Source organism: Bacillus sp. B4EP4a (assembly GCF_006680105.1).
Lineage (GTDB): Bacteria > Bacillota > Bacilli > Bacillales > DSM-1321 > Peribacillus > Peribacillus simplex_E.
Genome location: NZ_VHIK01000022.1, coordinates 142548 through 166147 on the forward strand (window position 1 = coordinate 142548; position 23600 = coordinate 166147).

The following is a 23600-nucleotide window of genomic DNA, read 5'->3' on the forward strand; positions in this document are numbered from 1 at the left end:
TTATTCATACCATCAGCTTTATTTTTACTATATGATTCATTACTGGCCATGTTCAAAAAAAAACCACCGATTGGTGGATTCATGCAGTTTTATTCATATTGACTTTGAATGCAAAAAAAAACCAGGATGTTTACCTGGTTGTAGGGGTGGGGTTAAAAGCAGTTCGGTTTTCCATTGGTGACTCGGTATAAGGTTTTACAGCCTTTGCCGGTTTTTGAATATTATTCAATACATGTTTCATCACAAAACCATATGTAGCGATTGTCAATAAAATGAATACCCAAACCATTACCAACACCATCCTCTTATATATTGATTAGCTTTTAGTTATTAGTTATTAAAATAAATTTATCGAAATCCGAATGAGAATAATTTTCATCTTCATTTAGAATCTTATCACGAACGATAATCGTTTTCAATAAGAAATTAACATTTTTTATTATTTTCCCTTAAAAACCGTAGAATATTCCGTATGTTCCTTTAATGCTTTCTCTTCCAATGGGATTCTTACCGTCATCATCCAAACATTCAATAAACTAAAGATGACAGCAGTATAATATGCATTGAATAATAAAGAAATAACTATTATCTCAGTTGCCACTATGATATAGTTCGGATGTTTGAAATATTTATAGGGACCTTTAATGACTACATCGGCATCAGGAACCACTATGATTTTTGTATTCCACTGTTTTCCCAATGAACGGATTACCCAAATCCTGCCTGACTGTGCTATTAGAAAAAGGGTCAGCCAAATTGGCCAAAGTCCAGACACATCCCTTTCAAGCACGACCACTTCAATAATGAGAACAATAAAAAAACTAAGGTGCATTAGAACCATCCAACTGTAATGGGACTCACCATATTCCACTGCTCCTGCAGCCTTTAACTGTTTTTCATTTTGTTTGGCGATATATAATTCAAACATGCGCTGTATAGCGATCAAAATAATGAAAATGGTAAAGATCATCACTTCCACCTCATTAACACAAGTTCAGACGAAAACCCAGGCCCCAATGCAGCAGCCAAGCCCACCTCATCTTTATTCCCGCCACGCTGCATGAACCTCTCCAGGACGTACAAAATAGTTGCTGAGGACATATTACCAAATTCCCTCAATACGCTCATTGACTCTGCCGTCATGCTTTCATCGAACCCGAGGGCTTCGTGATAAGCATCAATTACTTTTTTGCCTCCAGGATGAGCAATGAAATCTTTTATATCACTGAGATCGAATCCATTCTCCATTAAGAACTCTTGAACATTCGGTTTAAGCCAATCTTTGATGATTGTAGGGATATCTTTTGAAAAAATCACATATAAACCTTGATCTTTAACATCCCAACCCATTACATCCAATGAATTCGGCATTAGCGTGGATTGCGAATTCAAAAATTGCAGATGTCTTGCTTTTTTGGAAAATTGCTCATCAGGCACCTCATCACCGCAAACCAAAACACAGCTTACTCCATCAGAAAATAAAGAAGTTCCAATTAAATTGCTTTTGGAGATATCATTCCTTTGAAATGTCAGACTGCATAACTCCACACATAAAACAATGACCTTCGCCGTGGGGTATGCTTGGCAATATTCAAATGCACGCGATAGGCCACTTGCTCCCCCTGCACAGCCAAGTCCCCAAATCGGAATCCTTTTAGCATGCGGGCTAAATGGAAGTTCATTCATTATCCTGGCATCAATGGTCGGGGTAGCAATACCCGTGCTTGAGATAAAGAAGAAAGCATCTAGCTCGTTTGCCTGCAGTTCTTCTTTTAAAAATTCTGTGTTGGCTAAGCATTTTTCTATAGCTTCTTTCCCAAACTTGACTGCCTGTTGAATATATAAATCATTCCGATCAGCAAAAGAATGATCCTCTTTAAACCAATCAAGATCATTAGAAAAATATCGATTTTCCACTTGTCCATTCTTAAAGGCTTTAAGTAACCGTTCTATATTCTTAAATGAGGCTCCAAATATTTCTCTCGAAAATTCCATGATTTTCTCCTGAGAAAGTAAATGTGGCAGCTTTATATGTGATGCAGATAATAAATACGGCATGATTGCACCCCTTATTATTCATGATATGGTTAATATACCCACCAGGATATCAATTATGCCCTATCGATAAACGGTCATATTTATTGATGGTTCAGAATATTTTTTCTTTTTTCTTAAAAAACTAGATGAAAAAGACTAAGAAATTGATAACATAGAGAACATGATCATACAAGCGGAGGAACGAAAATGGAATCAACGCTATAATCACAATAGTGTTAAATGGAACCATCGTGGCCGTTAAGTCCGTTATTCCTTTCTCTTTAAACATAGGCTCTGTTAAAGGATGTTGTTGATTTTCTTGATGAACTAACGGGGCAGGTTAGTTGAAGATTGCTTTGACCTTTGTTCAACAATTGTGCCATTTAGTTGAAGATCTCATAAGATAAGTAATAATATTTAAAGGAATAATTCATTCTGATAAAGAATATTAAAAAACGTGATGATAAGGAGGCGATTGTATGGCAAATCATGTAGAAAATCTATATAACTATCATGTATGGGCAAATCAACGGATTATTGATCATCTTAAGACACTTTCTCCTGAGAAATATCAAAAGGAAATGAAAAGTGTCTTTTCTTCTGTTTCAAAGGTTTTATCTCATCTCTATTTGGTGGAATATGGATGGCTTAATACCCTCGAGGGTCAGAGTATGAATGAAGCAATGCAATCTTCATTTCAAATTCAAGAAAAGATTGAGAAACTGCCCATTGAAGACTTAGAAACGGAATTTCACACTTTAACATCTCGGTTTAAATCCTTTTTGAACAGACAGGAAGATATGGAAAAGAGAATAATGTTGGATAATCCATGGGCAGGATTAAGAGAAACAAGTATATCTGAAATGGTCTTACACGTTGTGAATCATGGAACCTATCATAGAGGGAATATTTCAGCTATGTTACATCAGTTGGGTGATTCTTCAGTTATGACTGATTATGCTTTTTATTGGTATTCTTGAAATGTTATTCATTATAAATAGGCAAGAGAAGAGTAATCCATTTTTTCTTCAAAAAGGTGACGTTAGTTGAGGATCGAGAGATGTTTACACAGATCTTTCTTTGAGCTAACGAATAACTTTAATCAAACAATAGTTGATCCAAAGTAATCTCACTCTTCTACGATATTTAACATTACCAGCAAGAATAAGTTAATTGCCTCCACAATACCGGCTAATATGAGCTTCTTGCTTATTCAAGAAAAGGGCGCGATTCTTTAATAAGAATCGCTTTCCTTAATGAACTAACAGGTGCGGATGCACTAAAGAAGACCACTTATTAGGTGGTCTCTTTTATTTGTTCAAAAATCAACATTAATCTTTAACAAAGCCTAAACATAAAACAGCCTTTCGAACAGGAATCCAGATTCTAGCATCTCACCTTCTAACGGCATGCAAAACATGCTTTCACCTAAATTGCTCATGCATCCCCGTTTGTTCCCTCAATCATTATTCTCCCACGGATATCCCCTGTCATGCCAATATGGACGCCCAAAATGTATGGGTTTCATGAAGCAATCCATCTACCCATGTCATTAAAAGGCGTAGGTACTCCTCATATCATCTTGATGATCGAAATGTAATCATGAAATATTAAACCCCCTTACCTAAAATCGGTAAGGGGGCGCTTTCATTCTTCTTTCTTTACAGAAGATTGATTTTGAACTTGAATAATGATATTTTGAAACTCCTCTTTTCCACAAACGCTGCACCTAAACTCCTGGCTTAAAATGGTTCGACAATGAATACAATATTTTTTCTCCATCCCTATCACTACTTTCCTGAACATATACTATCAATATATTCAAAAAGTGAAGAGAGTTTCCTTTTATCTGACAAAACTCCAATTTCATTATCAATGATTTGCTTCGGCATAAATGAAAAAATGCCTAAAATCCTCATCACCTGAGGATTTTGGGCATTAAATGGTTGAATCTATCAAGTTTACCGAATCTATTTTTAATCAGGCTACTTTTTGCCCTTCAATACGAGCTTCCTTCACTTTCCCTTTTGTAGGGACGATGTTAAAGACGATATTCAAGAAAATGGCTGTCAAACTTCCGGCTACAATACCGTTTTCCGTTAAGATTTGAAAGCTTTCCGGAATTTGCGCAAATAGTTCAGGAACGACCGTCACACCAAGTCCCATACCTACTGAACAAGCGATGATCAATAAATTTTCTTGAGAAGCAAAATCCACTTTGCTCAACATCTTAATTCCAGCGGCAATTACCATCCCGAACATTGCAACCATTGCACCGCCAAGCACGGAGGAAGGAATAATCGTCGTGAATGCACCAATTTTAGGAACAAATCCTATGAAAATGAGAATGCCCGCTGTTGTGTATATGACATTCCTTGTTTTAATGCCTGACAATTGAATCAATCCGACATTTTGTGAAAATGCCGTATACGGAAACGAATTGAATAAACCGCCAATCATGATGGCCAGACCTTCAGCACGATATCCGCGAGCCAGATCGTCTTCTGATATCTCTTTATCCGTGATTTCACCAAGGGCATAATAAACACCAGTCGATTCCACCAAGCTGACGATCGCCACCAATGTCATCGTAATGATCGCCGTGACGTTAAATGTCGGCGCTCCAAAGTAGAAAAAATGAGGCATATGCAGCCAAGTGGCACTGACCACTGAGCTAAAATCCACTTTTCCAAGGAAGAAAGCTGCAAATGTTCCGACTAACAGCCCCAATAAAATAGAAATGGAGCGTACGAATCCCGATGAGAATTTATACATGAATATAATGAATAACAAAGTTCCAAAACCAAGAGCTACATTATTCAAGTCTCCAAAATCAGCAGCACCTTGACCTCCACCAAGATTGTTGATGGCAACAGGAATGAGCGTTATGCCAATAATCAAAACGACCGATCCAGTGACAATGGGTGGGAAAAACCTTGCCAGTTTTCCGAAGAATTTACTAATGATAACGACGATCAATCCCGACACCAATATAGATCCATAAATGGAGTTGATTCCATATTGCGTACCAATTGCAATCATCGGGCTAACTGCTGTGAATGTACAGCCTAGGACGACCGGAAGCCCAATTCCAAAGAATTTATTTTTCCACACTTGCAATAAAGTTGCTATCCCGCACATCAAAATGTCTATTGAAACTAAATAAGTCAACTGCGCTGCAGTCAATCCCAGCGCCCCACCGACAATCAATGGAATGACGACTGCACCGGCATACATGGCAAGGACATGTTGTAATCCTAAGGAAGCAACCTTTAAAGGTGATTGATTAGACATTGACGGTTGCTCCTTCCATTTCCTCGGCGAACGTAATCTCACCGAATTTCAACTCAGCAATCCTCGCAAGTGATTCGACTTGAAAACCTTGTTCCCTAAGATCCTTACCACCACTTTGGAATGCCTTTTCAATCACGATGCCGATTCCGGCCACTTCTGCTCCAACCTGCCTACAGATTTCCACCAAGCCCCTGGCTGCCTGACCGACCGCAAGGAAGTCATCGATGATCAAAACCTTATCTCCAGCTTCAATATATTTATTGGAAACCGTAATAGTATTGGTTTCTTTTTTTGTAAAGGAATGAACGGACGCGGACACTAAATCATTTGTTAAAGTAAGTGATTTACGTTTACGGGCAAAAATTAGCGGAACTTCCAATTCCAACGCGGCCATCAAACCAGGTCCAATGCCTGAAGATTCAATCGTCAGCACTTTCGTTATTTCCTTTTGTTCGAAACGTTTTACGAATTCTTTACCAATTTCTTTCATTAGTATCGGATCCATTTGATGATTTAAGAATGAATCTACTTTTAAGATATCTTCTGATAAAGCTTGACCCTCGGACAAGATTTTTTCCTTTAAAAGTTGCATGAAGGTTCCTCCCAAACTTGGATGATTATTGACCCATAAACCACGCAATCATTTCCCGGCATATAAAAAAGCCCAAGAAACATTGCGACACTTTTTTGGAGTGAAGCAATACTTCTTGGGCATGAATGAAAAATGAATCAGCAAAAGCCTTCATTATGCAACAAGATCTATTACTCACCCATAGTCGAATTATTTACGGTAATCCGGTAGAAACTTGCAGGCCATATCCCTGCTATTATACGAGTGAAACTTTATATTTTATTAATATATGAATTATAACAACGCTGGCTCTATTTGAAAAGTAATTTTTGATAAAAACCGAACTTTCATTTAAAAAATTAAATCATCATTCGTATTATTAGAAAATTGCGAAATCACAAAGCCTAAATAACAGGGATTTTCCTCTCAAAAGAAAAAATCACTCCATCTTCATGTTCCATTTACTGGTATCATACACGTCACTTTTGTAGCGACCCATAAAAAAGAAGAAGGTCTTGGCATTTAAACCAAGTCCTTCTTCTATTAATTCATTTGATTTTATAAACTTCTTTATATTTATTTTCAAGATACGTTATTAAATACTGAACATTCAGGCCCTCTCCTGTCGTTTCTTTCAAAATCTCAAGAGGCTTTTTTGTTTTTCCGTATTTATGTATCTTTTCATTAAGCCATTTCCTGATTGGAGCAATATCACCCGCTTCCAACAGGCCATCAAAATCAGGCAAATCTTTAAGCATCGATTGCTTGATTTGGGCTGCATACATATATCCCAATGCATAAGAAGGGAAATAACCAAAGCTGCCATCTGCCCAGTGCACATCTTGCAACACGCCCATGGCATCATTTTCGGGCACAATTCCCAAATAATCCTTGTATTTTTCATTCCAGACTTCCGGTAAATCCTTCACTTCCAGTTCTCCATTAAAGAGAGCCTTTTCCAGTTCATACCGAATCATAATATGTAGAGGATACGTCAGTTCATCTGCTTCAATACGGATGAACGATGGTTTTGATTCGTTAATTCCCCGGTAAAATTCATCCAGTGTCACATCATTGAATTGTTCGGGAGCATAAGCTTTTAATAAGGAGAATTTATTTTTCCAGAAGCTATGGTTCCGTCCAATGAAGTTTTCGAAAAACAATGATTGTGATTCATGGATTCCCATTGATGTCCCGCCATCGAGAAGTGTTCCAGTTAATTCTTCGGCGATATTCTGCTCATAAATGGCATGTCCGCATTCATGGATGGTACCAAAGATTGCCCCCCTAAAATCATTTTCATCGTATCGGGTCGTCACCCGGACATCGCCCCTGTTTATTCTAATTTCAAAAGGGTGAACTGTTTCATCCAGCCTGCCAGCCTTGAAATCGTATCCTAGCTGTTTTAAAATTTCCAAGTTAAGTTTATGCTGTTTTTCTTTTGGAAATTCTTTATAAAGGAACGCTGTTTCAGGTCTATGTTCGCTTTCGGCAATCTGTTTTACCAATGGAACGATCCTCGCCCGAAGCTCACTGAATACGCTGTCAAGTATATCTACGGTCATGCCTGGTTCATACATATCTAAAAGGGTATTATATTTCGTCCCTTCATATCCCCAGTACTCTACGAACCTACGGGTATAAGCTACAATTTGCTCCAGATAAGGTTGAAATAATGAAAAATCAGCTTTTTCCCTTGCCTCTTCCCATGCACTTTCAGAACGCGATTGTAAAATGACGAATTCCTTATATTCGTTGGCAGGAATTTTCTTATTCCTTTCAAACTCTTTTTTACACTCTTGTACCATTTTATTCGTCGTTTCACTAAGAGTGGCTTTCTCCAGCGAAAGTTCTGCAATGAAGGATTCCATTTCTTTACTTGTGCTCATATTAAACACCTCGGAGGAAAGCACGCCGATAACTTCGGAACGCTGCTCACCTCCCTGTTTCGGTGCACCTGTACGCAAATCCCAAAAAATTAACGCGAGAGCTTCATTATAGGCCGAGATTTTCTTTACATATTCTCTAAACTCTTTTTCTATCAGATCTATACCCTTTTTTTTCATATTCACTGCTCCTTCCAACTACACTTTACCATATTATACAAAAATCTTTCATATCAGAACCACTTCGATTAATAAATTAAAATAAAATAAGAGCCAAGGGGCACCTTGGCTCTTATTTTGGATTGGACTTTAGTTAAAGCGTTACAGGAAGAATGGATACTATCTTCTCTTTCACCTGTTCCGAAAGATCCTTTTCAGTCAAAATCTGGACTGTTCCCGAATCATTGCTCGTCCTGATCAATCGCCCTATTCCCTGGCGCAACCGAAGGAGCATGTATGGAAGATCCACTTCTTCGAATGCGTCGGTAACCGAGTTGCGTTTGGCCTCGAAAACTGGATCGCGTGGCGGGAATGGAAGGGAGTGTATCACTACATTTTGTAATGAAGGACCTGGAACATCAAGCCCTTCCCATAAATGATAGGAGAAAAGGACAGATTGCTCATCCTCTTGGAACTTCTTAACAAGCTCGCTGATTTCCGCTTCCCCTTCAAAATAAAATGGATAAGAAGATATTGGGCAGTTTTCCTTGAACCAATGCAATTCTTCTTTCGAATGAAATAACACTAGTGTTCGACCTTCATTTTCCTCGATTGTCTTCATCGTATATTGAAGTTTTGCCAATTGATCTCCATTTTCGAAGACCGGCATGTTCATTTTCATGACTTCATCGTAATCAAATGGTGATTCAACGGAGAAGCTGTCATACTTTTCTATCCCTAAACTATCTGCAATATATTGGAAGGATTTATTATCCGATAATGTTGCCGATGAAAAAATGTAAGGAATTTTTTTAGAGAATACCTGTTCAGACAAAATATCCTGTACAAGCCTTGGCATGATGACCAATGTTTTGGTCATTTCATTTTCTTCAAACCAGGAAACGGCCTGTTCATCCTTCACAAATAGAGAAAGGGAGTAGCCCAGCTGCTCTAAATATTCTTCCGTCACTTTTAAATCATAGTCATTGATCGTGTACATTTCCGCTTCAAAAACAAGGTTCTCCTCTAACTCTTCAACCTTTTTGTGGAGCTTTTGGGCGAAGCTTGTAATTTCTTTGGACATCGGAATTTCATAACGATTAGATCCGCTGACATGTATCGCCTTTTCATCCAACAAATCAAAAAATTCTTCATTGATATCAATTAAATCCTCAATGATGTATAACGTTTCTTCACGAACCTGATTGGCTGTAAGCAATTCTAAAACCGAAGCAAGGGTCTGTTCCCCAACTTTATAAGTTAAAGCCTTTTGAGCAGCAAACTCCAATAGGTGACCTTCATCAAAGACAACGCAGCTATGATCAGGCAGCAATGGTAACTGTCCTTCTCGCTTACGCTTTTCCTTAGTCCATACATGCTCCATGAAGAAGTCATGTGAACAAATGATCAAATCACTTGATTTTCGGTAGTGGTCCCGTGATAGGGTTTGCCCACAACGATGGCGTTTATCACAAGTAAAACAGTTTTGGAGCTGATCCCAGCCAACTTTAGACCAGTCTTCATCATTTAAATATGGATACTGTTTACGGTCCCCATACGCTGTATAGGCGTTCATGGATGAGTTATCATGGACAAACTTGGGAAGTTCATCATATAGCTGATCTATTCCCTCTGAATCTTCATGATTCACTGCGTAATCCAATTTCTTAAGACATACATATTGATCGTGATACTTGGCAAGCCTAACATCCACTTCAATACCTAAAGCATTCTTGATTTTTTGGATGTCGCCTTCCTCTTTGACAAGCTGTTCAATCAACGTTTCATCCGCACATGAAATAATTGCAGGTTTATTCGTATATCTCGCATAACAAATCGCATATAGTAAATAGACCAAAGTCTTACCGGTCCCTACCCCTGCTTCAGCAAAACTTACATTCTTTTCTTTAAAGGCTTTTTCTAACTGAAAAGCCATGAAGATTTGTTCGTCACGCAGCTCAAATCCTTTTTCGGGAAGAATATCGTAAAAAACATCACCGATCCATTCTGAAAGCTTATCGTAAAAAGAATCTTCCTTTGTTACCGAAAAAGGCAGTGTTTTAAGCATCATGGTCTCCCCTTTTATCTATCATCAGTATATAGTATCCGAATCATTACTTATCTAGGCAAAAGTATATTATCCTTTATTTCATATTAATAGTCAAGATATTTACCAACCATCAGAAATGAAGCGTATTATGTCTGTTTTTCTATGTATGCTGCCTGGTTGTCCGATTCGTAAAATAAAAGACAGGCTCCAAAAGAGAGCCTGTCTGTAAATAATATAGGGTTGAATTAAGCTTTGTTTACGTTTGATGCTTGTGGTCCACGTTGACCTTGTTCTACATCAAATGTAACGTCTTGGCCTTCTTCAAGTGTTTTGAAACCTTCGCCTTGGATAGCTGAGAAATGTACGAATACATCGTCTCCACCTTCACGTTCGATGAATCCAAAACCTTTTTCTGCGTTAAACCATTTTACTTTACCTTGTTCCATTTTTGTTGCCTCCTAGTGTGTTCTCCACACATTATATTACTATCCTTGCTCAAAAGAATATTAAGGTATTCCTTAAATCTGAACAAAAATAATTCATTATTAGAATAACAGAAAAGGAAATGATAAGCAAGACTGGAACCTATTATGAATAAATCGTCCTGACCAACAAAATCCTCCGTTATATTCTACCTACTTATTCACCTTGAGGCTGTCTTGGCGGCCTTTTCCCCCAATATTGATAAAGGTCAGCACGGATGAAACCATTGAACAATTTCCTTTTTTTCGTTGCAGGCTTACCGTAATGCTGTTCGAAGTCAGGATTGGAGGTAATCATGTATACTGACCATGTATCAAGCTTCTTGAAGGCTTGGCCCATTTCTCTATACATCTGCTCAACCTCTTTTTTCTCACCAAGACGTTCTCCATAAGGCGGGTTCCCGACAATGACACCATACTCTTTCCTTGTCGAGATATCCCTCACCTGCATTTGTTTGAATTCAATCAGATCACCAAGACCCGCTTCAAAACTATTCGCTTTAGCTATATCGACCATTCGATGGTCAATATCACAACCGGTTATGTCCAAGTACTGATCATAATCGGCTAAATCTTCAGCCTCAATCCGTGCTTCATCCCAAACCTTGCTGTCCATCCATGCCCAGGTTTCAGATACGAATTCCCTGTTAAACCCAGGTGCTATGTTCTGCCCAATTAAGGCTGCCTCGATGGGAATCGTTCCAGATCCACAAAATGGATCTATGAAAGGTTTATCCGGTTTCCAATTGGTCAGCATGATCAAGGCAGCCGCCAATGTTTCTTTAAGGGGTGCCTCCCCCTGCCCTGTCCGATATCCCCGTTTATGCAAACCTGCACCTGAAGTATCTATGGTAAGTGTCACTACATCTTTTAAAATAGACACTTCAATTTTAAACAAAGGACCAGTCTCTGCAAACCAAGACACTTGCTTATATTTACTTTTCAATCTATCAACAATCGCCTTTTTGACAATAGCCTGACAATCAGGGACACTGTAAAGCTTTGACTTAACGGATTTTCCACTCACAGGGAACTCTACATCGGCTGATAAGTAATCTTCCCAATTCAATGCCTTTGTTTTTTCAAACAACTCATCAAATGAATATGCTTTAAATTCCGCTACTTTAATTTTCACCCTATCGGCACTGCGCAGCCATAAATTAGAGCGGGCAATGGCGGATTGGTCGCCTTTATATGTGATTTTACCATTTTCGACTTGACAATCGTAACCAAGATCCCTAACCTCCTTGGCAACAATTGATTCCAATCCCATTGCTGATGTTGCGATAATATCGAATTGTTTCATTAATCTTGCACCTTCTTTCCATTAATCCAAATCAATGGCACCTTTTCCCGAATTTCTTCATTTATGTATTTAAGAATCAGGCATTGATTTTTTACATGTAAACCTTATTTAAAAGGTCCACCGCTTTTTTATATTTCAGTTAGAATTCTTCATTGTTTGCTTAGCTTATTTCATGATCATGTAGCGAGAACATTCAATAATTAAATACAGCACTACTCAATTATCCATGTACCTTAAGATACACGCTGCAATCATATGATTGAAATCATCAAAACCAATTATGTATGCTTCCCATTCATTAGCCTGAAATTTGAAGTTTTCCGTCTTGATACCTTCATTTTAGGGTTAACAGAAGAGTTAAGGAACCTTTAAAAATAGGATACCCAGAATCAAGGAAATGCTTTACATTCCGACACTATTTTTTTAAACGTTACCGACTGACTTCATTCAAGCTCATTTTTCTTTCCGCTTGACACTTTTCGAGATGGAATGAAAAACTTGCCAAGTTCTTAGTTTAACACAGCGGTGTTTCAGAAAACGAATAATAAATGGAAATGCCCAATCTTTTTATAATCAGGCAATCTCCATAAACAAAAACTCCCCTTTTAAAAGGAGAGTTGTGCTTTTGGTGTAATATGATAACGTTCTGTAAGCCATGTTTTGTTCCTCAGTACTGCAAGCGACTCGCGTCTCGTACTTCGGCGGTAATCATCTATCTACAGAAGCATATGCTTCTGTCCTTCTCCTCGTTCAATTCCAAGGAAGAAAGCGCCCCTACCATTAATTTGGGTTTCTCGCTCGTGGGGTTTACCTCGTTCCACCCTTTACATTTCTGTAAAGGCTACGTCACTGTGGCACTTTTATAGGTATTCATGCCATATCCAAAAGGACTTAGGCATTTTCCCAGCCGTCAGCAATCCAAGATTGCTGCCCAAGCTTATTTTTTCGCCAGGCACGAACACTACGGACATCGCAGTCCGTGCGAGCATGGACTTTCCTCTACTGCATAAATGCAGCAGCAATTACCCAAACGTTAACATAACATAATTGATTATACTCCATTACTCATGAAAAAACAATACCAAAATAATTTTCACTTTTACAATGCAAAATCTCAGTCAAAAAGCTTGTTACCAAAAACATGCTTTTCCAAGTTAGATAACCGTTTAAGGATATCAAAGTTAGTGGTTCCCGGAGTGGCACTTGGAGCAGGTTGATTTGGACGTTTTGTACTCTCTTCGGCGGCTTGTTTTTTCAATTTAAGATTTTCTTGTTTAAGATCTTCGATTTCCTGATGGAACACTTCATAATCTTTAATGATCAGATCCAGGAATTGATCCACATCTTCAGGTTTATAACCGCGCATGGCTGTTTTAAAATCTTTTTCAAGAATATCTTTAGCCGTTAATTTTATCTTATCGGATAGCATAAGACTTCACCTCAATACTTTCGCCAATACAATCGACTTTTTATTATTTTTTCAAATCTGCTTGGGTTTGTCAACGAAACACCATTTTGTATGCATACTGTTTAGTGAACGATATGTATTCCCATTAAATCTGTATCTAAATTTCATAATAATATGATTATGCTTTAGAAACAACTTTTAATCCATAATTATTTTCACTCCATCATTCTTCGGACCAGCTCGCTTCTTCAGCAGCCAGTTGCAGATCATCAAAGTTTATCTGAAAGATGGGGTATGGCTGTGTTTCGGCTTTTTTCATCGCCTCGAAATAAGGATATCGGGATGATCCTTCTTTTTCAACTTCGAAAATGATGAGCATGGCATCGCTTTTATGGACCATATACCTATTTTTAATTTTCAGCTGTTGTGGCCCTTCATATGGTTTATTGAAAATGGACTCAACAAAATCGGCACGGGCCAATATGGATCGGTAATAGTCTTGATTCGTCTCGTTCCATGACTCTTCCTGTTTCAGGAAAGGAGTAAGCACCCCTAATTTAAGCTGAGGATATTCCTCCTGTAATTCGAACACCACTTCTGCACCCCATAGTTCCGTACCCAATTGACCTGAAATGATCACCCATTCCAGCCCATCTTCCGCCAATGGAAGGAGACGCTGCTTCATCGCTTTCTTTATATATTTTACGGCTTCATGGTCATTTTTGAATATCCCGAATTCAAAAGCCTTATAGCCCGTCATATACAAAACCTTCATCGCTTGGCTAATCTCCTTTTAACATGATCTTATGTAAGAAAACAAGGGCTTATAAGCCCTTATTTTTTAATATCCGAAATGACCAGGCGGACAGCATGGGTTTTGCGGCGGCCTTCCACAAATCAAGTGTTGATTATAGCACTCGTTCACCACGGATTGAGTATGCGGGAAATAATGTTTAAACGTGTTCACATGTTTATTGACATTTGTAGTATGTGATGGATGAACGACAGGAATCACTGTGTTCGATACATTCGTATTGACAAATTGCTGTGTCGGAGAGACTTGCGCTGGGGCAACTTGAGATGGAGATGTTTGTGTTGGACCATATTGCGCTGGAGACACAGCTGATGGACCATATTGCGCTGGAGACACAGCCGATGGACCATATTGCGCTGGAGACACAGCCGATGGACTATAGGCTCCCATTACGTTAGACTTTTTACCGGTTGACGCTCCCATTACGTTGTGAGGGTGTTTACCGGTTGACGCTCCCATTACGTGGTGGGGGTGTTTACCGGTTGATGCGCCCATAACTCCAGGTGCGTTCCCGTATGCTCCCATTACATTGGGTTTATTTCCTCCACAATTACGAAAATACATTATAATACGTCCCCTTTCATCATGATAAGTTTTGTCTTACCATTACAGACTATGAAAAAAAGGGGATACGTGTACTGATGAAATGACCTAATTATACAGAATAAGTATAAAACGATGTATGGCTGTCGATAAGTACACTATTATATTAATGCTATCCCTTCAAATGTACTGAGGGTAATTTTCTATAAAAAGGAATAGAGACTGTCTTTTAATGAAGTAAATAAAACAATTGTTAAACAAAGGACAACAAAAAATAGAAATAAAGTCGTTTTATACATTTCTTCGCTCCGCTTTCACCTTGAATTTATGATGTAAAGGAATGAAATGAACGCTTCAGAATTTCACCCTCAACTCTTTCCATTTTACACATAATAGTTGAAGGCTACAATAATTGTATACATATTTTTTATTTTCATCCTTTTGCACTAAAAGACCAATTCAATTCCCATATATTATATAGAAATACCCTTAGATTGCTCTTTCTTTTCGAGCCGATGGATCCTCTTTTCCAATTCCGATTGTTTTTTCCCTGGCAAGGTCCCTTCGCTCACCATCTCTTGAAGTGCGATTATTGAACATTTTAGAGCAAGACCGACGTCCTTAAATTGATGTTCATATAATTTTGCACATTCAATCTGTGCCTGTATCCTTATTTGCACATTTCCTTTTAAGGCGGCTTCCTTCCAAATCTCCAAAGCTTCATTGAATAGTTTTTGCTTCTTTTTCTGGAAGGCTAAGGCATGGCCAGCGATTATCCGATCTTCCTCATTTCCTGCTTCCAATATTTTTTGATATGTCTCAACTGACTCCTCTTTTTTTCCCAAATAAGCGAGCCATCGTGCAATTTCCATGGACTCTTCCGTATATCCATCGATTTGGAGGATTTTTCGGGATAAATGAATATACAATGTGATCAGTGATAAGATATCCAATTCATTATGCTTCATGATTCCAAACAGAATTTCCGGATTCTTCCGCTCAACAAAATCAAAATAAATCATCGGCGCCAAATATCCAGGAATATCATCCTCCCTATAAACACCTAGAATATCTGTTTCAACTGCTGATAATTTCACTCGTTCCAATTTGTTTTTCCAAAGGCGTCTTGAAGCATGATATAAATCGAAATGTCCGAATTCCGGTAGTTTTGGTACATGCTCTTTTATCAAGGTATGTCTGGTTTTTAGCTGGGGCCAATCAAAGGATTTACCATTATATGTGACAAGTGTTTCGTAATTGATGTTTTCCAGAAAGCTTTGATAAAGCGGGATTTCACTTCCAGGCTGCGGAAGGATATGTTGCTTCACGACTACTTCTTCACCTTCTAAATATGCATAGCCAAGTAAAAAAATGGTATTGCCGGCTCCACCTCCAAGCCCTGTTGTTTCCGTATCGAAGAAAAACAGATCTTCACTTTTAACGCCCCTAGCGGATAGTGGATGCTCCAATGAAGTTTGATTCCACTCTTTTACAACCTTTTTCAGCTCGGAAAATGCATATAACCCGTGTTTGTGATTTATAGGGTAGCGGACTTCCCTAATGAAACAATAGTCACCATCGAAATGAAAGGAAACGGTATCATTCTCCAGCCACTTTTCATAGTAAGGAATTTCTTCATTCACTGTCTGGTCATCTTCTTTTACAGGAGTAGGATGTTCCCCTAGGTTCATATGCGTTTTCATACGGTTCAATTTATTTTTTAAGGACATAAAATTACACCTCTTTTCACTTATCACTGTAATCTATTAATGTTTTTGCTTACAAAATTGACCCAATAATTGTTTGGCATCACTCTTGGCTGTTTTCGTTGCGGATTCCGTCCCGATACAGGAAGGACAGCCGCTTTCACAAGCGCAATTTTCGATCATTGATATTGTTTCAAGCAGAATGACTTCAGAGTTTTCATATACTTTATCACTTAACCCTATGCCTCCCGGATAACTATCATAGATAAAAATGGTCGGTTTTTCATTATGTGCTGCCTTAACCTGCGGATAAACATGAATATCATGCGGATCGCACATAACATGTAGCGGAATCATGTAATTAAGAGCATGGGAGGCACCTATCATTCCTTGTTCTATCCGATTTTCGTCCCACTTAAATATATCGGGATCCATGGAAAGCATGGCTGAACTCGTGTGCAGTTCCATCTCCGGGAGACTGATTGGTCCTGAACCAATATTCTCATGAGTTTCGAATTTGATTTTTTTGAAGATCGTAGGCATCGCCCGGATTGCGACATCACCAAAAGCAGCTGCTGTGGAAGCGAAAGTTCGCTGTTTATCGACTTCCAATACAGACAACTGAACAGCAAGGTTGGCATCCGTATAATAGTCCACATTGACTTCACGTACATAAGCTTTCTTTTCATCCCAATCAAGTTCTTCCACCTGAAATTGAATTCCCTGGTGCAAATAGATGGCTTCATCGTGGAGGAGGGTCATTGCACTGAACGTATCCATTTCCCCTATGACCCGATTAACCGGTGCATTCGTTTGGTCGATGATCACGACATTTTCCTGTGCCGCTGAACGCAGGCTGATATTGCTTGCGGGAAAAGCATCATTCATCCAATGCCATTTGTCCCCATTTAAGTGTAAGACCCTTTCTTCCGTAAGGAATTCAAGAACGTCCATAATCTCTGTTTTCCCAAAGGTATCGCCTTTTTTAAATGGGAGCTCATATGCTGCACATTTTACATGATCAACCAAGATCAAAAGATTATCCGGATTGATTCTGGCAGTTTCTGGATTTCTGGTAAAGAAATATTCGGGATGCTGTACGATATATTGATCTAGGGCACTAGAACTGCCGACCATGACGATCAATGCTTCACCATGCCTTCTACCTGCTCGTCCCGCCTGTTGCCAAGCACTCGATATGGATCCAGGGTAACCAGTCATTATGCAAACCTGAAGCTGGCCGATATCGACGCCCAACTCAAGTGCATTTGTGGAAACCACTCCATAAATGGAACCATCCCTGAGTCCTTGTTCAATTTCTCTGCGCTGTGTTGGCAGATATCCACCGCGATAGCCCCTGATCGACTTTGGCCCCAGTTGCTTTGACACAAGTTCCTGTAAATATGTCAATAGAATTTCCACACGAACCCTGCTTCGCGCAAAAACGATCGTTTGAATTTTATTTTTCAAAAATTCATTTGCTAGTTTCCGGACTTCCAAAACCGCGCTCCTTCGTATGTTCAGCGGTTTATTTACTATTGGGGGATTGTAAAAAACAAAATGCTTTTTACCACTTGGGGCTCCGTTATTATCGATTAGGACCATTTGTTTTTCCGTGAGCTCTTCTGCCAACTCTTTTGGGTTATTGATCGTAGCGGATGTACAGATGAATACAGGGTCGCTTCCATAAAACTTGCAGATCCTTTTTAACCTTCTTATGACGTTGGCTGTATGACTTCCGAAAACGCCGCGGTAAATATGAAGTTCATCGATTACCACATACTTCAAGTTTTCAAACAAAGAGACCCATTTCGTATGATGGGGCAGGATACCGGAATGGAGCATATCAGGATTGGTGATCACGATATGCCCTGCCTGGCGGATTTTTTGCCTGATATTTGAAGGTGTGTCCCCATCGTATGTATAACTATTTATCTCAGCATCCATTTCATGAATCATTTCATTCAATTCGCTCTTTTGATCATAACTCAGCGCTTTTGTCGGAAAAATATAAAGCGCCCTAGTTTTTTTATCTTCCAGTATTTTTTGAAGGACCGGCAAATTATAGCATAATGTTTTTCCAGAAGCAGTAGGTGTGACCGCTACAAGGCTATTGCCACCGACAGCAGTATCAAATGCAGTTGCCTGATGGGTATACAATCCATTTATCCCCCGTAATTCAAGAGCATGCTTGATTTTATCATTCATTGCATCGGGAAATGGTACATGTTTTGCCTCTTTTGCTTCAATTACTTGCCAATGTACTATATTATCTTTAAAATCCTCATTTGTTTTTAAATCATTGATGACTTCTTGTAAATTTTTTCGCAGTTTCATATGACCACCTCATACTCCTATTCTACCGAATGAACGTTCTATGCAAAAGGGAAACTATTTCCTTTTCAAAAAAAAAAAGCTGGAAACGTCACCATCTCGTTTCCAGCTCGGTCTTTTTTCATTTAATTCTTCTCGACAAAGCGAATGATTTCTTCGATTAGCCTGCTTGGAGCTTCCAACATTCCCATATGGCCGCTGCCCTTAAGTATAACTTCATTGATATGGCTCCCTTTTACAGAGAAGGTTTTATCAACGGGAATCACCTTATCCTGTTCACCTGCAACCAATAGGACTGGCAACTCCGTATCTTTGAGTACATGATTTCTGTCAATTCTGTTCCTCATAGCATGTAAAGACCCTATTGCACCAATTTCACTTGTTTTATATCCGATTTCCTTTATATGGTCAATATTGGGATCATCGGAATTAGCGAAAAGCTTTGGTATAAGTCCGTCAATGAAAGCGGGGATTCCCTCACTTTCGATTTTCTCGACAGACTTTAAGCGCCCAGCCTTTCCAGTCTCATCGTCCGGGAAAGCGGTGGAATGTACCAATGAAAAACCAGACAATTTCCCAGGAAACCTTTCTGCGAATGCCAAGGTGATATATCCCCCAAGCGAATGACCAAACATATAGACCTGCCCGATTTCCAGTTCTTTCAAAAATGAAGCAATATCAGCAGCCATATCTTCAATCGAGAAAGATCCATCTATTTCCTCACTTGCACCATGCCCCCGTAAATCAACGGCAATAATCCGGTATTCACCCTTTAATTCAGCAATGATGTCACTCCAATATTCATGGCTTCCGCAAAACCCATGGATAAACAACAATGTTTCATTACCTTTCCCGGTGTCTATGTAGGAAAGCTTGCCATCTGTCATATTAATCCCTCATTTCCTTTACTAATCATTCAGTAACGTTATTCCCTATAGACCTGTATCTGAAACCCAACAGTGCATTCACATTTCTTCATTTCTCACATAGCCTATAGGCAAAGGATTTTTTAGAAAGGAGCACCGTGATGACCTCTTCTGAAAAAAATAATAATCGGAATCGAATAGAACCCTTTACCCATTTCATTAACAAAATGGATCGGCTGTTTTCCGAGAGGCCCCCTAAAGGCATGCTGCAATCTCTTGACGAGTTCTTCGGTTCGGCGAAAGAACGCAGCTTTCCGGTTGATGTTCACGAAACACATTCAGAATATACCCTTACTGCCACCCTGCCCGGAATTGCACGCAGCCAAATATCAATTGATGTACTGTCCCATGCCGTAACCATATCTGCAAAGCATGTAGATAGAAAGCATAAAAATCAAGGATTGTTCCAAAAGGAAGTTTCAGCCGGTACTTTATCAAGGACCATTTCCTTTCCAAAGCCGATTGATGAAGCAAATGTGACCGCGCGACATCGCGATGGCATCCTCACGCTTAACCTACCCAAAATCAGAGGGAATCGGATTGAAATTCATTAGGCATGAATAAAAGCAGACTTAAAAAAGTGGCTGGTCACTTATAAGTCTGCTTTTCCTTTATTCACCATCTAAGCTTTGAAGAAGCCCCCTACACCTTTGACCATTGAAGATACTTGTGAAACAGTATTCATCATTTGTCCGGCTGTATTCATCATCTTCGTTATATCCATGGAGCCATCTTGTGTTTTGAATTGATTCATGACCGATTTGAAACCCGATGGCTGGGGTTTTTGCATGAACTGCTGCTTAGGATATGGATTATGGGCCTGCTGCTGACTTTGCGGAGGTCTTTTAGCTGGCTGTAACGGATTGGCGAACGGACTAAAAGCTTGCGGCTGTTGATTGGACTGGATTGGGTGCATTTGTGCCATTGGCTGCATTACACTGTTGCCCGGATAAGCACCCACAGGCATCGCCTGCTGCTGGACTTGTTGGAATGGATGATAGGCAGCCTGCTGATAAGGATCATGATATGGCGTCATATAGCCCCCTGTATCCTGGAGATGATATGGATACATAAATGATTGTTCAAGATTATGATTATTTTGCGGAGGATACGGCATTGGCTGTTGGTACCCTCCCCAATATTCCGGCATTGGTTGAGGAAACTGTCCTTGATTTGGGGAGATTTGGTTAAAACCGGATCTCATCATGTCAATGAGCCCTCCTCTTTTTTCATTACATGGTTCTGATAATATATGAAAAAAGAGGTAATATAGTGTAGGTGTTTTTATGATAAAATCCGATCGATTTCCGTTTTTACATTATTAAGGATGAATTCGACCGATTGGACGTGGCTTTTAAATCGCTTATAACTTGTTTTAGGAAAAAATGCCTGAACGGCCACATCAGAAAGGTTATGGGCGGTTTGTTCGATTTGCTCGGGGAAAAGATGCCTGAATTCGGTTTCTTTCATCCACTCCTTCATTCCGGTTTCCCATTCGATGCATGCGGTCCTGACCAGGTCTGCAAACGGCTTGACTTCCGAAAAGAAATCCTTTTCCTTTCCTTCCTTGCGTACACCCTCATAAATCTCATCCGCATTGACCGTATATTGTATTAATTGTTCTGTTAATAGCTGCATTTTTTCTTTTTGCACATTAAATTCCTCCGTACAATTGTTTCCCTAAGTATAATCCAGTTCTTTATAAAATGATATTCCTCTGGCTTATACGGGCAATTCCGTGAAAACCTTGTGCTTTATCATTCTTTTTTCCGGGACAATGGAAAAGGAGTGGTTTGGACCTTCAGCATTTACCCAATAATCCTCGGCTTTCTCAATGGCTTCCTGGGCTTCATTAACTAATGTATATTGCTCCGCCCATAGTTTGCACCGCACTGTATTTACAGTTTCCCCATATGAAATTTCCAAACGATCCAGGCTGGTACTGATCTCAGCTATCATCCTTAATATCTCTTCTGTTGCGACACTTTTATTGACCATGCTGATCCCTCCCATTCTTTACCTGTACTATTCTTTTTTTTATCTGAAAGCCCTTCATGACTGACAAAACTAGAAGGGAATCGGCAAAGAAAGTGCAATTCACTTAATTTATTATGCCCTTCGACAACAATGGCAGAATGAAGAATGAAGTTTTAAACAAGAATACAGACAGGAGGTGATTTTATGCAGTCGAATGAAAGCAGACAGCAAAAAAACGAAAAACGACAAAAGCCGTCCACTAAAAAGGCAGGAACGGGAAACCCGAAACTTAGTGGAGAAAACCGCCCCTCTACGTAAGACATAAATACTGAACGATAAACAGGGAAGGCTTAATCGACGCCTTCCCTGTTTCCTATTATAAAATCAAATTTTTGATTATTGCTGCCGTGTGCAGCTGCTTTTGTTTATGGTCATACCAATCGGTCAAATACGGCTCTTCTTCCCATTTGGGTTCAATAAACCATTTTTTTTTAACCCTTTTTTTCATATCCCATTGCTCTGTCTCCCCTGCTCGATGATGAATCACAGGATATACGCCCCTCAGCATCGGGGTTTCATGGTACCTAGGCTTTTTTCGATATTGTTCATAATCATATCTGGCACCCGTTGGTTCAGTCCTGCAGGAAAATTCAAAAAAGCGCGGAAACAAATCTTCAGAAAACAAAAGGCCAGCCAACCTTTTCCCCAATTCAATCCTTTTATCTATATTTCTAAAATGCGAAACCGACGAGCCATACAGTTCTCCATTGCAAGTTGGAAATAAAACGGTGCTAAAATGCATCCAGTCCTGCAGGAAAAATAATAGGGAATGAAAAACGAAAGATTGCTTTTTAATAACCGGTTCTTCAATGATGTTTTGTTCATTTATGATAAGCGCAGTGACTAATTTTTCACGATCTCCATGTTTCCAAAAGGAATACCATTCGTTCTTCATGAATTTGGTAATAAAAAAATAATGACATAAGTGAAACAAAGGACGTCCATACTTCGTCGAATAATGATAGAGAAGTAATTGCGGATACGCATCTTGGAATATTCTCCAGTTGGCTTCTTCATACGTTAGGAATAAGTGATGCCTATATTTAAGGCCAAGCAAATGGGAAAACCAAATTCCTTCAAGATCACACATATTCCAGCCTGCATTCCTAGAAACCATCCCAGCTAAAAAAGACCATTGTATTTCTGGATGCATTCTAAAAAATTGTTCATATGCTTTTGTTCTTGATATATTATCCCTATTCCCTTTAGCGGTTTGGGCTTTTATGGAATGGAGCAATTGCTTTTCCGTCTTTAACATTCGCATCTATGAGTCCAGCCTTTCCATAGCGATGAATTGTGACATATAGTTGTACATAAATCCTATCGTTCTAAGAAACAATTCTTTTTATTCACATATTGGATTCTTTTTTTGCTAATATAGAAAAGTGAAAAAAAAGGAGGGGTAAAAGTGGCATTTCATTATCCCAATGGACGAAAGTTTGTACCGCAGGCTATGGAAGAAAAGAAAAGCCCACTAAAAAAAATCAGTTACAGCAACCGGGGAAAAACATTGGAAGACGATTTGAACGAAACCAATCAGTATTATTTAGCACACGGCATTGCCGTCATCCATAAAAAACCGACACCCATTCAAATTGTCGATGTCCACTATCCGAAAAGAAGTGCTGCAGTCATTAAAGAGGCTTATTTCAAACAAGCATCGACCACCGATTACAATGGTGTTTATAAAGGAAAGTACATTGATTTTGAAGCAAAGGAAACGAAAAACAGCAGTTCGTTCCCTTTGAAGAATTTTCATGACCATCAAATTGAACATATGAAACATATCGTTCAGCATGACGGAATTGCGTTTGTCATCATCCGGTTTTCCGCAATGGAAGATATATATCTAATGAGTTCTGAACAACTGAGTTTTTATTGGAAAAGAATGAAAGATGGCGGACGCAAATCTATAACTCTTCAAGAGGTTGAAAGCAGTTCACGAAAGATTACTCTTGGCTTTCAACCGAGAATTGACTATATTAAAGTAGTAGATTCGCTCATCGCAGAAAATTTTTAGTTTTTTTAGAAAGGCAGGTTAGCTGTA

Annotated in this window: 22 protein-coding genes, 1 other RNA gene and 1 riboswitch; of the genes, 3 read left to right on the top strand and 20 right to left on the bottom strand. The window is 39.1% G+C overall.

The window, feature by feature from the left end:
- Nucleotides 1–130: 130 nt before the first annotated feature.
- The 3 genes from FNK51_RS26565 to FNK51_RS12445 form a co-directional block, all read right to left on the bottom strand.
- Complete coding sequence (locus FNK51_RS26565; RefSeq protein ID WP_179891026.1) at nt 131–295, bottom strand: hypothetical protein; 165 nt, start codon at nt 293–295, stop codon at nt 131–133.
- Between the two features lie 144 nt (nt 296–439).
- Nucleotides 440–970, bottom strand: a complete 531-nt coding sequence (locus tag FNK51_RS12440) for an isoprenylcysteine carboxyl methyltransferase family protein (protein WP_141993531.1) — start codon at nt 968–970, stop codon at nt 440–442.
- Entirely contained in the window at nt 970–2058 is a 1089-nt protein-coding gene (locus tag FNK51_RS12445) for a type III polyketide synthase (RefSeq protein WP_141993532.1), read from the bottom strand. Before FNK51_RS12445 ends, FNK51_RS12440 begins: the two co-directional genes overlap by 1 nt.
- 458 nt (nt 2059–2516) lie before the next feature.
- Here FNK51_RS12445 and FNK51_RS12450 point away from each other — a divergent pair, with 458 nt between their 5' ends.
- Nucleotides 2517–3017 (top strand): DinB family protein, encoded by a 501-nt coding sequence (locus FNK51_RS12450; RefSeq protein ID WP_141993533.1) that lies wholly within the window; start codon nt 2517–2519, stop codon nt 3015–3017.
- A gap of 1000 nt (nt 3018–4017) precedes the next feature.
- Here the strand turns inward: FNK51_RS12450 and FNK51_RS12455 are convergent.
- The 13 genes from FNK51_RS12455 to FNK51_RS12515 form a co-directional block, all read right to left on the bottom strand.
- Complete coding sequence (locus FNK51_RS12455; protein ID WP_141993534.1) at nt 4018–5331, bottom strand: nucleobase:cation symporter-2 family protein; 1314 nt, start codon at nt 5329–5331, stop codon at nt 4018–4020.
- A complete protein-coding gene (locus FNK51_RS12460; protein ID WP_098370725.1) occupies nt 5324–5923 on the bottom strand; it encodes a xanthine phosphoribosyltransferase in 600 nt (199 codons plus the stop codon). Before FNK51_RS12460 ends, FNK51_RS12455 begins: the two co-directional genes overlap by 8 nt.
- A 161-nt stretch (nt 5924–6084) precedes the next feature.
- Nucleotides 6085–6186: riboswitch (purine riboswitch) on the bottom strand.
- A 264-nt stretch (nt 6187–6450) separates the two neighbouring features.
- Entirely contained in the window at nt 6451–7968 is a 1518-nt protein-coding gene (locus FNK51_RS12465) for a carboxypeptidase M32 (protein ID WP_141993535.1), read from the bottom strand.
- A gap of 133 nt (nt 7969–8101) precedes the next feature.
- The gene (locus tag FNK51_RS12470) at nt 8102–10018 is read right to left on the bottom strand and encodes an ATP-dependent DNA helicase (protein WP_377397594.1); all 1917 of its coding nucleotides are present in this window, start codon (nt 10016–10018) and stop codon (nt 8102–8104) included.
- Between the two features lie 224 nt (nt 10019–10242).
- Nucleotides 10243–10443, bottom strand: coding sequence for a cold-shock protein (locus FNK51_RS12475; RefSeq protein WP_034307871.1), 201 nt, complete (start codon nt 10441–10443; stop codon nt 10243–10245).
- A gap of 193 nt (nt 10444–10636) precedes the next feature.
- A complete protein-coding gene (locus FNK51_RS12480) occupies nt 10637–11785 on the bottom strand; it encodes a THUMP domain-containing class I SAM-dependent RNA methyltransferase (RefSeq protein WP_141993537.1) in 1149 nt (382 codons plus the stop codon).
- 644 nt (nt 11786–12429) lie between these two features.
- Nucleotides 12430–12819: RNase P RNA component class B (gene rnpB, locus FNK51_RS12485), an RNA gene on the bottom strand.
- Between the two features lie 80 nt (nt 12820–12899).
- Nucleotides 12900–13214, bottom strand: coding sequence for a cell division regulator GpsB (gene gpsB, locus FNK51_RS12490; RefSeq protein ID WP_098370729.1), 315 nt, complete (start codon nt 13212–13214; stop codon nt 12900–12902).
- Between the two features lie 202 nt (nt 13215–13416).
- On the bottom strand, nt 13417–13968 hold the full coding sequence (locus FNK51_RS12495) for an SLOG family protein (RefSeq protein WP_141993538.1): 552 nt from the start codon (nt 13966–13968) through the stop codon (nt 13417–13419).
- A 66-nt stretch (nt 13969–14034) separates the two neighbouring features.
- On the bottom strand, nt 14035–14571 hold the full coding sequence (locus tag FNK51_RS12500; protein WP_286176972.1) for a CotD family spore coat protein: 537 nt from the start codon (nt 14569–14571) through the stop codon (nt 14035–14037).
- Between the two features lie 452 nt (nt 14572–15023).
- Nucleotides 15024–16280, bottom strand: coding sequence for a ribonuclease H-like domain-containing protein (locus tag FNK51_RS12505; RefSeq protein ID WP_098370731.1), 1257 nt, complete (start codon nt 16278–16280; stop codon nt 15024–15026).
- A 36-nt stretch (nt 16281–16316) separates the two neighbouring features.
- Nucleotides 16317–18593 carry a DEAD/DEAH box helicase gene (locus tag FNK51_RS12510; RefSeq protein ID WP_098370732.1) on the bottom strand — a complete coding sequence of 759 codons (2277 nt, stop codon included), beginning with the start codon at nt 18591–18593 and terminating at the stop codon, nt 16317–16319.
- A 122-nt stretch (nt 18594–18715) separates the two neighbouring features.
- Entirely contained in the window at nt 18716–19477 is a 762-nt protein-coding gene (locus tag FNK51_RS12515) for an alpha/beta fold hydrolase (protein WP_141993539.1), read from the bottom strand.
- A 140-nt stretch (nt 19478–19617) separates the two neighbouring features.
- Here FNK51_RS12515 and FNK51_RS12520 point away from each other — a divergent pair, with 140 nt between their 5' ends.
- A complete protein-coding gene (locus tag FNK51_RS12520; protein ID WP_098370734.1) occupies nt 19618–20070 on the top strand; it encodes an Hsp20/alpha crystallin family protein in 453 nt (150 codons plus the stop codon).
- A gap of 68 nt (nt 20071–20138) precedes the next feature.
- Here the strand turns inward: FNK51_RS12520 and FNK51_RS12525 are convergent, their stop codons facing one another.
- From FNK51_RS12525 to FNK51_RS12540, 4 genes are all read right to left on the bottom strand, one after another.
- Nucleotides 20139–20723 carry a YppG family protein gene (locus FNK51_RS12525; RefSeq protein ID WP_260397963.1) on the bottom strand — a complete coding sequence of 195 codons (585 nt, stop codon included), beginning with the start codon at nt 20721–20723 and terminating at the stop codon, nt 20139–20141.
- Nucleotides 20724–20800: 77 nt separating this feature from the next.
- On the bottom strand, nt 20801–21169 hold the full coding sequence (locus tag FNK51_RS12530; RefSeq protein ID WP_141993540.1) for a YppE family protein: 369 nt from the start codon (nt 21167–21169) through the stop codon (nt 20801–20803).
- Nucleotides 21170–21238: 69 nt separating this feature from the next.
- Complete coding sequence (locus FNK51_RS12535; protein ID WP_098370736.1) at nt 21239–21514, bottom strand: hypothetical protein; 276 nt, start codon at nt 21512–21514, stop codon at nt 21239–21241.
- Between the two features lie 355 nt (nt 21515–21869).
- Nucleotides 21870–22817 carry a DUF2515 family protein gene (locus FNK51_RS12540; protein ID WP_098370737.1) on the bottom strand — a complete coding sequence of 316 codons (948 nt, stop codon included), beginning with the start codon at nt 22815–22817 and terminating at the stop codon, nt 21870–21872.
- Nucleotides 22818–22961: 144 nt separating this feature from the next.
- Here FNK51_RS12540 and recU point away from each other — a divergent pair, with 144 nt between their 5' ends.
- A complete protein-coding gene (gene recU, locus FNK51_RS12545; RefSeq protein WP_141993541.1) occupies nt 22962–23573 on the top strand; it encodes a Holliday junction resolvase RecU in 612 nt (203 codons plus the stop codon).
- Nucleotides 23574–23600: the final 27 nt, after the last annotated feature.